The sequence below is a fragment of the Deltaproteobacteria bacterium genome (genome assembly GCA_016930875.1).
GTDB lineage: Bacteria > Desulfobacterota > Desulfobacteria > Desulfobacterales.
The window spans coordinates 88,838-100,508 of record JAFGFW010000047.1 but is presented as its reverse complement, the minus strand read 5'-3'; the positions used below and the strand labels follow the sequence as shown (position 1 = coordinate 100,508).

The 11,671-nt window shown below is 48.7% G+C and carries 11 protein-coding genes; 3 read left to right on the top strand and 8 right to left on the bottom strand.

Annotation, left to right across the window (positions count from 1 at the left end):
* The first annotated feature begins 224 nt into the window (after positions 1-224).
* From JW883_04995 to JW883_04985, 3 genes are read left to right on the top strand one after another with little or no spacing between them, the layout of a single operon-like run.
* Positions 225-1,277 (top strand): VWA domain-containing protein, encoded by a 1,053-nt coding sequence (locus tag JW883_04995; protein ID MBN1841626.1) that lies wholly within the window; start codon positions 225-227, stop codon positions 1,275-1,277.
* Between the two features lie 34 nt (positions 1,278-1,311).
* Positions 1,312-3,684, top strand: a complete 2,373-nt coding sequence (locus JW883_04990) for a hypothetical protein (GenBank protein MBN1841625.1) — start codon at positions 1,312-1,314, stop codon at positions 3,682-3,684.
* A 27-nt stretch (positions 3,685-3,711) separates the two neighbouring features.
* The gene (locus tag JW883_04985; GenBank protein ID MBN1841624.1) at positions 3,712-4,602 is read left to right on the top strand and encodes an HDOD domain-containing protein; all 891 of its coding nucleotides are present in this window, start codon (positions 3,712-3,714) and stop codon (positions 4,600-4,602) included.
* Between the two features lie 89 nt (positions 4,603-4,691).
* Here the strand turns inward: JW883_04985 and JW883_04980 are convergent, their stop codons facing one another.
* The 8 genes from JW883_04980 to JW883_04945 all read right to left on the bottom strand — a co-directional run bounded on the left by JW883_04980 (position 4,692) and on the right by JW883_04945 (position 11,549).
* Positions 4,692-5,474, bottom strand: coding sequence for an MBL fold metallo-hydrolase (locus JW883_04980; GenBank protein ID MBN1841623.1), 783 nt, complete (start codon positions 5,472-5,474; stop codon positions 4,692-4,694).
* Between the two features lie 6 nt (positions 5,475-5,480).
* Complete coding sequence (gene dut, locus JW883_04975) at positions 5,481-5,939, bottom strand: dUTP diphosphatase (protein ID MBN1841622.1); 459 nt, start codon at positions 5,937-5,939, stop codon at positions 5,481-5,483.
* 24 nt (positions 5,940-5,963) lie between these two features.
* Positions 5,964-7,229 carry an insulinase family protein gene (locus tag JW883_04970; protein MBN1841621.1) on the bottom strand — a complete coding sequence of 422 codons (1,266 nt, stop codon included), beginning with the start codon at positions 7,227-7,229 and terminating at the stop codon, positions 5,964-5,966.
* Positions 7,219-9,315 (bottom strand): polyribonucleotide nucleotidyltransferase, encoded by a 2,097-nt coding sequence (gene pnp, locus JW883_04965; protein ID MBN1841620.1) that lies wholly within the window; start codon positions 9,313-9,315, stop codon positions 7,219-7,221. Before pnp ends, JW883_04970 begins: the two co-directional genes overlap by 11 nt.
* A 141-nt stretch (positions 9,316-9,456) precedes the next feature.
* On the bottom strand, positions 9,457-9,726 hold the full coding sequence (gene rpsO, locus JW883_04960) for a 30S ribosomal protein S15 (GenBank protein MBN1841619.1): 270 nt from the start codon (positions 9,724-9,726) through the stop codon (positions 9,457-9,459).
* A gap of 75 nt (positions 9,727-9,801) precedes the next feature.
* Positions 9,802-10,845, bottom strand: coding sequence for a tRNA pseudouridine(55) synthase TruB (gene truB / locus JW883_04955; protein ID MBN1841618.1), 1,044 nt, complete (start codon positions 10,843-10,845; stop codon positions 9,802-9,804).
* Between the two features lie 51 nt (positions 10,846-10,896).
* Positions 10,897-11,265 carry a 30S ribosome-binding factor RbfA gene (gene rbfA, locus JW883_04950; GenBank protein MBN1841617.1) on the bottom strand — a complete coding sequence of 123 codons (369 nt, stop codon included), beginning with the start codon at positions 11,263-11,265 and terminating at the stop codon, positions 10,897-10,899.
* Positions 11,262-11,549 (bottom strand): DUF503 domain-containing protein, encoded by a 288-nt coding sequence (locus tag JW883_04945; protein MBN1841616.1) that lies wholly within the window; start codon positions 11,547-11,549, stop codon positions 11,262-11,264. Before JW883_04945 ends, rbfA begins: the two co-directional genes overlap by 4 nt.
* Positions 11,550-11,671 lie beyond the last annotated feature (122 nt).

Sequence of the window (11,671 nt, the reverse complement as noted above, 5' to 3'; positions counted from 1 at the left end):
TTTTTGACTGAGAGGAGCCAAATATTTCTACCAAAACACCTCATTGAAGTCAGGTTCCTTCACGTACTTACAGGAGGAGTAAAATGCACCGAAAAAAATACATGATATCGATCTGCACATTTGTCATATTCACGTGTTTGTTCAGCGTCATAAAACCCGATTGCTGCGGAAAAAGCTACTCACCTAACGTTCACTGGATATTTTGTATCGATACAAGTGGAAGTATGAAAAGGAAAGGTCATATAGACCTGCTAAGAGTAATTACAGACAAAATTGGCGCCGAATTTCTCGACGGCAGCAAGAATATCATTAAGGCCGGAGACAGGATAACTATTTTTTCGTTTGATGAAGGAGTGAAACTGGAAGCAACAGCCCTGTACCAGACCGAAAATGATATCCTTCCGATCAAAGATAGACTGGTCAGGCTGAACAAGAAGAGTGGCAGCTTGACATTCATTTCTGAAGCTATCGTCCAGGCTACGGATTTCGCAGGACAATATAGTAAATTTTTTCACACCAACGCACTGTACGTATTCACAGACGGAAAGTCTGAACCATATTCCAACAAATGGTCAAAAGAGAAAAAAGAGGCAAGGAAGAAAAAAGATATGGAGAACTTTAAGAAGATCTCACTACTTGGGAGGGAGCATGAATTGAATGCCTGGCTTGGTGTCTTGAAATGGGAAGCATTCAATGATGCGAAGTCTCTTGTAGCGAAGTTGGGCAAGGGGGCACATCTTGTCGATCTGACAGATTTTAATCGCCTGTCATTAGAGAAAGCCTTGACCAATTTTGCTGAAACAGTGAGATCCAGCCTTGAACTGCCGGATTTGAGAGCAATAAATTTCGGCACAATCCCTTATGACCGTGTGGGGCAATACCAAAAACATGTCTCTTTCAACGTACGGGGGGACAAAATCAACGAGCCGCCTCCGATAACCGGACGCATCAGTTTTGATCCGAACAACCCTTCTGAAATTCCACAGGACTATCCTTTAGAGATAAGAACTACGAAAGACAAAATGCTGTTTAACTTTCAACTAGCACAATCCAACGAACTCAAACCTGGTACGTACAAAGGGAAGCTTGACCTCTTCCCATCTCAAAAGCACTTCGGCACTCTTGTAATCAAACCATCACAGTTTCATGTGAAATTCAAAAAAGCAGGCTATTTATCGTTTTATGTTTGGAGAGGGCTGGCTGCGCTTGTCGCTACCCTTTTCATTTCCTTTTACCTAATAAGCAAAATCAGAAGGAAGATGCCCATCAAGGTGTAACCTCAACAAAAAAACTGACAGAAAGGAGACATTCATGATGTTAAGACATCTTATATCAGCCAGTAACAAGTTCTACGAGGACCAGGCGCTAATCTTTTTGACCTTTGGTGGGTTTGGAAGATATGTACTATCTCTCTTGCATGCTGAATTCACGAGACTCGGTATCCCCGAAGACAAGGTGAGTTTCCTGGCATTTGATACTGAAAAACCACACAGAGATCGTTTAGACCTGGAGCGTGAGTCAGATTACTTTATCCATCTGGATGAATTTGATGGCGACGTTTACATAGAAAACGAAGAGAACGAGCAGCTTATGGAGCAGGTAGCTCACATACCTACTAATCTATTATGTGACATCGAAGGTGGCTGCAAAGGGGTTCCTGCCGTTGGTTTTGTTGCCTTTCACAAATACGACGATCTTCTCATTACAAGAGAAGCTCTTCGCCTAATCGATGATGTCAGGGCAAAGAATCCCGGAAAAAAACTCAAACTGATAGTCATTTCCGGAATGGGTGGCTCCGTTAGCAATGGAATGACCATACCCTTTTTGTACAGAATAAGAAACAGGTTAAGGGAAAAGAAAATACGAGTGGAGGTGTTCCTTGCCACTTCAGAAGGTTATCTCGGCTTGCAGAATGTGCAGGAAGACAGTGTGGAAAGAAACTGCGTGGCATCTGCCATGTTATGGGAATATGCCATGGCCGGCAGGAATGGGTTGAGATATCCCGGCAAGAATGGGGTGAGAGACCAAAGGATGTTTGATGGCAGAATAGCTCATAGGGTGTATGCCTTTTCCGGAGGGTGCGCAGAGACATCACTGAAATACCAGGCCATTGCAGCAACTATTGCGCAGTGCATTTCAACACTGGAAACAACAAAACTTGGAAGCTATCTGGACGGTGATAGAGTCAACTATTCTGCTCACATACTGGAGCGCGAATGGAAAGGCAAAAATGGAAACGCCCATCCCACAGCTCTCATGACCATGAATGTTGCCGGTCTTAAAGCCGATTGCCTTCCGCAAGTATTTCATCTCCATATGGCAAGGCGCCTTTTTGAGGAACTAGTCAAACCGGTCAACCACCAGGATGCGGAAAAGATAAAAGGCAGAGCCATGTCTTCTTTTTTTGAGAGCAATCTTAATGAAGACGACATACTTGACCTGTTTAAAATCGACATTCCCAGTCTGACCGCGGAAACCATAAATCAAGCAGGTGTATCGGAGGAAAAGATCTACGAGTTCTTAATGGATAAAATTGCCGAAATGCATGAGACTGCCGCTGAGCGGTTTGAGAAGAAAAAGAAACTCGATGACGTCTCATGGTTTGTTGAGAAAGCCGTTAACATCTTCTCGCAAGCAGGCGACGAGATAATCCTGACTTCCGCCAATTCTTTGAAAGCTGCCTTTCTCTTCTATGAAAGGTTGTCATCGCTTCTTGACGAAAAGATAACAGATGTAGCTGAAGGTATCTCAAAACTCGAAGAGGACCTTTTTCAAGGCGCAAACCAGAAGGCTTTGAACAGTCTGCTGGAGAGGCTGGCAACTGTATCGAGGAAGAAAAGCGGGATTGGAGAACTTGTGGTAAAACTCGGAGGCCAGTCACCCACCATCTCCCTCGTGAATCAAATCCTGGATGTTGCTTCAAAGATACAAGAGCAGAAAAAGGGAAAATATGATTATCTTTTGTTGAAGCATATTTACGATTCGTTGTTGAAATCTGTTCGGAACAAACAGGGCATGTTAAAGAACAGCGTTTTCAAATACAACGGACTAATTTCAGAAATTGACCGCGAGGTGGATAAGATAAAACGTATAGGCCGGAGCGCTTTTACTTATAACAAAGCGCAATTTGACGAAGTCACTGAACACCTGATGGAACAAATCTATTCAAGACTTGACGTAATGCCTACTCAGGAGGTTATAGCAAAACTGGGTGCTCAGATACCGCAAAATGGGAACTTCAAGGAGAGAGAATATCTTGAAAGAGTCTTGGAAATCATGAAGCCTGACTTGAATCAGTTCAGCGGGGTTGTGGATGAGCTATTTTGTATGGACAAAAAGGTGTATGATTATGTTGAATCAATGCTTGGTCAATTCTTCATGACCCTGAAATTGGATCGTGACAGGTTCCCCACTCTGGAAACCAGTCAATCCTGTTTCGTGATATGCACAAGAAACTTCTACGAGAAGTACAAGGATGATTTGTTCGTGGGGTATTCCCATATAGAGACGGAAAACCCCTTCAACGTTATTGTGACAAAGCATGAGGAGGGGTTTCCATTCATTGCAATGAGCTATTTACACCGGATTAATGAAGAGTTCAAGGAACTCCGTGGTCGTGGTGAGTCAGCCGCCGGGCATATTATGGGCAACCTGGACGAAAAACTTCCACTCCTTGACGCCTAAAACAGGAGTTGTCGTTGGGGCAGGACAATGAGCGAGACCAAGAGAAATTTGGACGGGTTGATCGAAAAGATCGAAGAGATACCGACCATTCCGGTCGTTTCCCAGAAGGTCATGGAACTTTCCGGAGACGAAGAAGCCCGTTTTGAGGATTTCGTAGAGATTATCGAAAAAGACCAGGCATTGGCCGCAAGGATACTAAGAGTTGCAAACTCTGCTTTTTACGGCTTTCTGAGCCGGATCAGTTCTCTTGAGCATGCTTTGGTCATTTTGGGTATTGATGAGGTAAGGTCCATTGTGCTGGGCTGTTCCGTATACAATTTCTTTTCTCAGAGTGAAAGTGACGCCTTTGAGCGCACAGGATTCTGGAAACATGCCATCATATGCAGCCAGGTTGCCAGGTTATTGGGCACACATTTTAATATCCGCAATAACGGCTCTTTCTTTCTTGGTGGGCTTATTCACGATATTGGAAAGGTCGTCCTTGATCAATATTTTCATGAAGACTTCCTGAAAATCATCGGACATGTCTCCTTGACCAAGACTACCTTCAGTAAAGCGGAAAAGAAGATCCTTGGGACAACCCACTATCAAATCGGAGCAAAACTCCTCAAGCAGTGGAGATTCCCTGACGAGGTTGTCACGCAAATCCTATATCATCATGCGCCGTGGCGTGATGAAAATCCCGGGCCAAATTCCAGCATGATATACCTTGCAAACGTTCTCACAAAACTGGCTGGTTACCCGTGCCATCCGGATGAGCAACAGATCGATCTCCATGAATTCGCAAACTCGTCAGAACTCGATTTCATTATCAAAAAAGGATTTGACCTCGATTACGAGACAATCAAAAACCTCATAAGTGACATTCAGGAGTTTGCGCTCGCAGAGGCGGACAATGTAATGAAGCTCTTTAACTGATCGTGCGATCAAGGGCAATTTGTCCTGCCAAAATGTGCAGCAAACAAAGCCAGGCCCAGCCGGGCCGCGGATTATACGACACGGCGCAATCATCCCCAAGTGTGATCCAGGATGATCATGTCTCCTGCCTCGTGCTGGGGGGCCAGGCTGAGCCGAGCGGCTTGATGGCTCACGGCCTCGCCCACGACAGACAAAGCCTTGCCAGGCTCGTTGTTTGTCTCGCTCATGTGGGATACGATCACATGTTTGAGTTTGCTGCCTGCAACAGCGCCCAGAAGATCACGCGAGGCCTCATTTGAAAGGTGACCCAAGCGGCTTGAAATCCGCTGTTTGACATGCCACGGATAAGGGCCTTCTTCCAGCATCTTGAGATCGTGATTCGCTTCGAGGATCATTAGGCTGCACCCCTCAAGATGATGGCATACCAACTTCGTTGCCACACCGAGATCGGTGGCAATGCCTATTTTGGCGCCACCATCTCGAATCGTAAAACCCACGGGATCTGCAGCATCGTGTGAGACGGAAAAGGGATGAATACTGAGGCTGCCAATGCAAAAGGAAGCGCCGCGTTGGAAATGTCTAACCTCATGAAGGGCGCCAAGCCGGGTTCTTGATACCGCAAGCGTTGGCTCATTGATGTAAACCGGAAGGTGAAATCGGCGCGACATGACGCCCACACCGTGAATGTGATCTCCGTGTTCATGGGAGACCACTACGGCATCAAGTGCGTCCGGGCTGATGTTGCGCGAGCGCAGGCGTCGATCTATCTCGGTCCCTGACAGGCCGGCATCAATTAGAATGGCGGTTTTATCATTGGAAACAAAAATAGCGTTTCCCTTGCTCCCGCTGGCCAGCACACAGATCTTGGTCATTAGTCACTAATGCCCAGTATGCCCAAACCCGCCTTCGTTACGCTCGGTTTCGTCAAGGGCCCCCACAACTTCTAATGATGCTTGATACACCTTTTGAATAACAAGCTGGGCTATTCTATCGCCCCGGCGCACGGTATAAGGCTCTCCTCCCAGATTGATAAGGGCGACCATTATTTCACCTCTGTAGTCAGCGTCTATGGTGCCGGGGCTGTTTATGATACTGATCCCGTGCTTGAATGCCAACCCGCTTCGGGGGCGAACCTGCCCTTCAAATCCCTCCGGAATAGCCATCGCGATGCCGGTCGGAATCGCTTTAATGGCGCCCACATCTAGGACCTGTTCGGTCTTAATGGCTGCACAAAGATCCATCCCGGAACACTTCGGGGTCATATAGCCAGGCAGGGAAATATCGGAATCGTCTTCCGGGCGGAGACGGCGGACTCGAATGACAGGATTATTAGTCATTGGTCAATTACCGGCTGACATCAACTACAGACTGAGCGCCTCCTCGTAGGACGCGTCTCTATCAACCGGTCCGAGAAGAGTCAAAGAGACACGGTCATTTTGAAAAATCTCCCGGGCAACTTCCAGTATCTGTTCCGCAGTAACCTCTTCGACTTTGTCTTCCACCTCTTTCAAAGGCACGAAACGGCCAAAAGTGATCTCATTTTGGGCAATACGAGTCATCTGATTATCAGTGCTTTCCGCGCCAAGATATAGACCGCCTTTCAAGTATTGCTTTGCATTTGTAAGTTCGGAACTATCGACAGGTTCGTCTTTGGCTCGCTTCATCTCTCTGGCAATGACTTCTACAACTTGCTCCGTATTTGAGTTGTCGACTCCCACATAGGCGCCCCACGTTCCTGTGTCAGAGTACAGCGAAAGAAAGGAATACACGGCATAGGCCAGACCACGACGTTCTCGAATCTCCTGAAATAGCCGTGAACTCATGTTTCCTCCCAGAATCGTATTCAAGACAGCGCAAGCATAGCGCCTTGGATCCGTGGCGTGGACCCCCTTGGCGCCGATACAGACATGGACCTGTTCCAAATCCTTGGGATGGACACTAATGACTCGATTCATGTCCGGCACAATACGCTCCGGAAAACCATCTGCCTTCCCAACTACTTCAAACGATTGAGCAACCAATTCCGCAAAGGAGTCATGCTCCAAGTTTCCGGCTGCGGCAATCACTATACGCTCCGGCTGGTAGAGTCGGCTAAAATATTCCTTGGCGGTTGCAGAATTAAACCTGGCCACAGTTTTAGGGCTTCCCAGAATGGGCCGGCCCAAGGGGTGGTTCCCCCACACGGACTGGGCCAAAAGCACATGGACGTATTCATCAGGCGAGTCCTCCAGCATCCGGATTTCCTGAAGAACAACCTGGCGCTCTCTTTCAACCTCCTGAGCATCAAATACGGAGTTGAGAAAAATGTCAGTCAAGAGGTCCACCATCGTATTCAAATAGGCATCCATGACCTTTGCGTGATAGCACGTATTCTCTTTGCTGGTAAAGGCGTTGGATTGGCCGCCGATGGCGTCAAACTCCTTGGCGATTTGAACTGCCGTTCGCTTTTCAGTGCCCTTGAAGATCATATGTTCGATAAAGTGAGAAAGGCCGCTCTCCTCCGGCCTCTCGTCTCGGGCGCCCACATTCACCCAAACGCCCATGGCCACCGAACGAGCATGAGGTACCCTCTTGCTGACGATTCTGATCCCGTTGTCCAGGGCGGTCTTGTTGAAATTATCTTGCACCCTTTTGCTCCTCCAAGGCAGCCTTTCGGCTCAGCCGGATCTTGCCATCACGGTCTACTTCCAGAACCTTCACCCGGACCTTATCCCCCTGTTTCAAAACATCGGTTACCTTGGCGACGCGCTTTGAATCGAGTTGGGAAATATGCACCAATCCGTCCGTTCCAGGAAAAATCTCCACAAAGGCCCCGAAATCCATTATCTTGCGGACAGTCCCCTCGTAGACGGCTCCAACCTTGGCTTCCTGAACAATGGCTTCTATCATCTTCAAAGCCTTGTCTCCTTCTTCCTCGTTACCGGCCACGATTTTAACAAGACCGCTCTCTTCGACTTCAACGCGTGTATTAGTCTCCGCCTGGATAGCCTTGATTACTTTTCCACCCGGTCCGATAATATCTCGGATCTTGTCCGGATTGATCTGCATGGTGAGGATCTTGGGGGCGTAGGGGGATATTTCCGCCCTTGGTTCTTTCATAGCCTCATCCATCTTGTCCAGGATAAACAGGCGGCCTTTGCGTGCTTGCTCAAGTGCCTGTTGCAGCACCGGCTCAGTCAGGCCCTGCATCTTGATATCCATCTGAACTGAAGTAATACCTTCCCGTGTGCCGGCCACTTTGAAGTCCATGTCTCCCACGTGGTCCTCGTCACCCAGGATATCCGAGAGTATGAGAACCGTATCCCCCTCTTTTACAAGGCCCATGGCAATCCCGGCCACTGGCGAGCTGATAGGAACACCCGCATCCATAAGAGCAAGGCTACTCGCACACACGGTGGCCATAGAAGAAGAACCGTTCGATTCCAGAATCTCCGACACTATACGGGTGGTGTAGTCAAATTTCTCTTTGTCTGGCATAACCTTCTCAACAGCCCGCGTTGAAAGCCCCCCGTGCCCGATGTCCCGACGGCTAGGCCCTGCCAGTCGTTTTACTTCTCCCACGCAGAATGGCGGAAAGTTGTAATGAAGCATAAAGGGTTTGAACACATCGCCATCCAGGGTTTCAACTCGCTGTTCATCGCCCGTCGAACCAAGGGTCACAACGCCAAGGGCCTGTGTTTCACCCCGCGTGAAAAGGGCTGAACCATGCGTGCGGGGTAGTATGCCAACCTCGCAGTGAATGGGACGGATTTCATCAAATCCGCGGCCGTCAACCCGACGTCCCTCAGAGGTAGCCATGTTGCGTATGACGCGGCGCTCAACGGCATAAAAAATGTCATAGACCTCGCCACGGCGATTTGCATAGTCTTCTCCAAGAGTTTCAAGGACATCAGCTCTTATCGCTTCCACCGCCTTTTGGCGTTCGAGCTTTTTCGGGATATTGACAGACTCTCTTATGCGCTCGGCCGCCATAGCTTCAATCTGGTCAACCAGGTATTGATCCACTTCGTCTTCAGAGACAGGCCGCTTTGGCAAACCAACGGCGTCTTTGAGTTTGACTTGCAAATCTATAATCGGCTGCAAGGATTGATGGCCAAAAAAGATTGCCTCCAGCATGTCCTCCTCTTTTACGAAGTAGCCGCCACCCTCCACCATCACCACGGCATCCCTGCTCCCTGCCACAATCAGATCAATGTCGCTTTCTTCCAGTTCCAGCCGTGTGGGATTGGCCTTGAAATGCCCATCTATGCGGCCCACACGCACACATGCGATTGGCCCCGCAAAGGGAATGTCTGATATCTCCAAGGCGGCCGAGGCGCCTATAACGGCCAGAACATCGGGATCGTTTTCATTGTCAGCCGAGAGCACCGCCGCAATGAGCTGTGTCTCATTTCTGTAGTTCTTCGGAAACAAAGGTCTGATAGGCCGATCTATGATCCGAGACGTCAGTGTCGCCTTCTCGCCCGGCCTCCCAATCTCCCTGCGAAAATAGTTACCCGGAATCTTGCCGGCAGCGTATCCTCTTTCCTGATATTCGACGGTCAGTGGCACAAAATCGATTCCTTGCCTGATCTCATTGGAAGCGACAACCGTCACTAACACAAGAGTTTCACCGTAGCGCACCAAAACAGCCCCGTCGGCCTGCCTGGCGATCTTTCCTGTCTCTACTGCGAGTGTCTTGCCACCCACCTCTCCTTCAAAAGATATTTCCATTTATGTTCTCCTCAATATTTGTTGTTCTAAAATTGTCGTCTGATTTACGATATGGCATGCTGTGCCTTCCAAGGCGTGACCCACCGCAGGCGGACACAAGCCTAAGGGCTTGAAACGTGCATACTCACACGATTCACGGGACTATTTTCTGAGCCCCAGAACCTGGATAAGGGTGCGGTAGCGATTAATGTCCTTGGCCTTAAGATAGTTCAACAGCCTTCTTCGCTGGCCCACCAGTTTTAACAACCCTCGTCTGGAATGGTGATCTTTCTTGTGGACCTTAAAATGCTCGTTCAGATAGCTGATACGGTGGGTCAGCAGGGCAATTTGGACCTCAGGAGACCCCGTGTCCGCCTCATGCAGTTTGAACCGGTCAATTAAATCCTTCTTTTCTTTCACTGCGAAAACCACTTTGAAAACCTCCTCTTCTCGTTGTTCGCGTTTCTTCAGTATGAATTTCCAAACATCGTTGTAGTGGCAAAGAATCTACAGAAACAACCACGAAAGCACGAAAAGCTCAAGGCACGGAATTTGTGCAAAAATACCTTTTCGTGTCTTCGTTGTTTCGTGTTTTGCGGCGTTCGCCTTGAGAACATTACGTGGTAATTCTCTATGTTCTGCTTCCGGTTTATCCGGATCAGGAAATACACACACGTACGGCAAAACGCCCTTTCTCTCCCTTGACCCCAGCACTGCAATCAGGTTTCTATCGGCATCGGTGACCTTGACCCACAGAGCGCCTGTGGCGTCAACTGGTCCGAGCTTTTCCTCCGTCACCGGCTCGCCATGTCGTATCCTCCGTGCCAGCCCCTGACTGGCCTGGATCTCCGGAATTCCCTTTAGAGCGTTGCTCATGGGTATGACGCAGTTTGAGACTTCGCCCGTTGCCGCGAGTCTCTCCATGCCTTGTAAAGATATGGTCTCTTCCAACGTAAAGCCGCTACTTTCAGTTCGACGCAACTGGACTAAATGGGCGCCGCATCCCAGGGCATCTCCCATATCAGCACACAATGTTCTAATATAGGTTCCCTGACTGCAACTTACCCTGAAGCGGACATAGGGAAGGTCGACGTCAAGCACTGCTAGATCATAGATCGAAATTCGTCTTGAGGGTTTTTGTACAAACGTCCCCCTGCGCGCCAGTTTGTAGAGGGGCACGCCATGGTGTTTAAGGGCCGAAAAGGCGGGGGGAGCCTGCTCTCTGACGTTCAAAAAGCGCCGAAAAACCGGGCCTATCTCATGGTCAGCTACGGCCAGAGTCGGTTCTCTCGAAACAATGCGTCCGGTCAGATCTTGGGTGTCGGTTCGAATTCCAAGACGCATAACTGCTTCATAGCCCTTTTTCCCATGTGAAAAAAACTGGGCAAGCCGGGTGGCCTGATTGATACAGCAGACCAACACGCCAGTGGCAAATGGATCGAGAGTACCGCAATGACCCACCTTCTTTGCCCTCAGGATTCTCTTTACCTTGGCCACCACTTGCGCAGATGTCATGCCTGCGGCTTTATCCACGACCACAATTCCGTTCATCCGATCTTCTCCATCCGATCGCATACCGTGAACAGTTACCCAAACCTCAAACTATTTGTCGACATCTGAACCGGTTTCATCATGTATGGTCTTAAAGATCCTGTTTAACGCAGCAGCCCGATCAAATGATTCATCATAGACGAATTTGAGTTCCGGCACATATTTGAGTTTCAAACGCTTGCCCAATTCGTGTTTGAGATAACCTTCAGCGCTCACAAAGCCCGCCAGGACACCCTGGTTTCGACTCTGGCCTTCAGCAACACTGAAATAGATGCGAGCCGAACGAAGGTCGTCAGTCATACTTACCCGGCTGATTGTCACCAGATCCAAACGGGGATCTTTGATTTTTGTTGACAGGAGATAAGATAATTCCTTTTGAATCAGGCTTCCCACTCTGCCGGCTCGCTTAACACGGATCACAGATTCAGAATCTCCATGTCTGTGTCGATGATTTCGGCCAACTGCATAGCCTCAACAAGATTAAGGGCCTTATCCAGCTTTGAATTGACGACCCGCCGATCATTGCCCACAAAAGCCAGTCCTATCTCCGCGCGCTGGTGAATGTTGTTGGCTCCCACCTCGGCTACTGAGGCGTTAAAGGTGTTTCGAAGCCTGCTCACGATACTCTTCACAACCTTGCGCTTTCCCTTCAGGGAAGTATTGCCAGGGAGCCTGAGGACGATTGTGCCTATTCCGATAACCATTGTGTGTGTAAAATGCCTAAAGTTATAAGATACATGTGGTTGTAGTTGCGGCACTCGTTTCGTGGGACGGCTGGGGACCGCAACCAAACAACGATACACGATACCAGCAGCGCAACCTGAAA

Coding starts and splice junctions, on each gene's coding strand:
- JW883_04995 (MBN1841626.1), top strand. CDS start 225: ATGAAAAGGAAAGGTCATATAGACCTGCTAAGAGTAATTACAGACAAA.
- JW883_04990 (MBN1841625.1), top strand. CDS start 1,312: ATGATGTTAAGACATCTTATATCAGCCAGTAACAAGTTCTACGAGGAC.
- JW883_04985 (MBN1841624.1), top strand. CDS start 3,712: ATGAGCGAGACCAAGAGAAATTTGGACGGGTTGATCGAAAAGATCGAA.
- JW883_04980 (MBN1841623.1), bottom strand. CDS start 5,474: ATGACCAAGATCTGTGTGCTGGCCAGCGGGAGCAAGGGAAACGCTATT.
- dut (MBN1841622.1), bottom strand. CDS start 5,939: ATGACTAATAATCCTGTCATTCGAGTCCGCCGTCTCCGCCCGGAAGAC.
- pnp (MBN1841620.1), bottom strand. CDS start 9,315: ATGGAAATATCTTTTGAAGGAGAGGTGGGTGGCAAGACACTCGCAGTA.
- truB (MBN1841618.1), bottom strand. CDS start 10,845: ATGAACGGAATTGTGGTCGTGGATAAAGCCGCAGGCATGACATCTGCG.
- JW883_04945 (MBN1841616.1), bottom strand. CDS start 11,549: ATGGTTATCGGAATAGGCACAATCGTCCTCAGGCTCCCTGGCAATACT.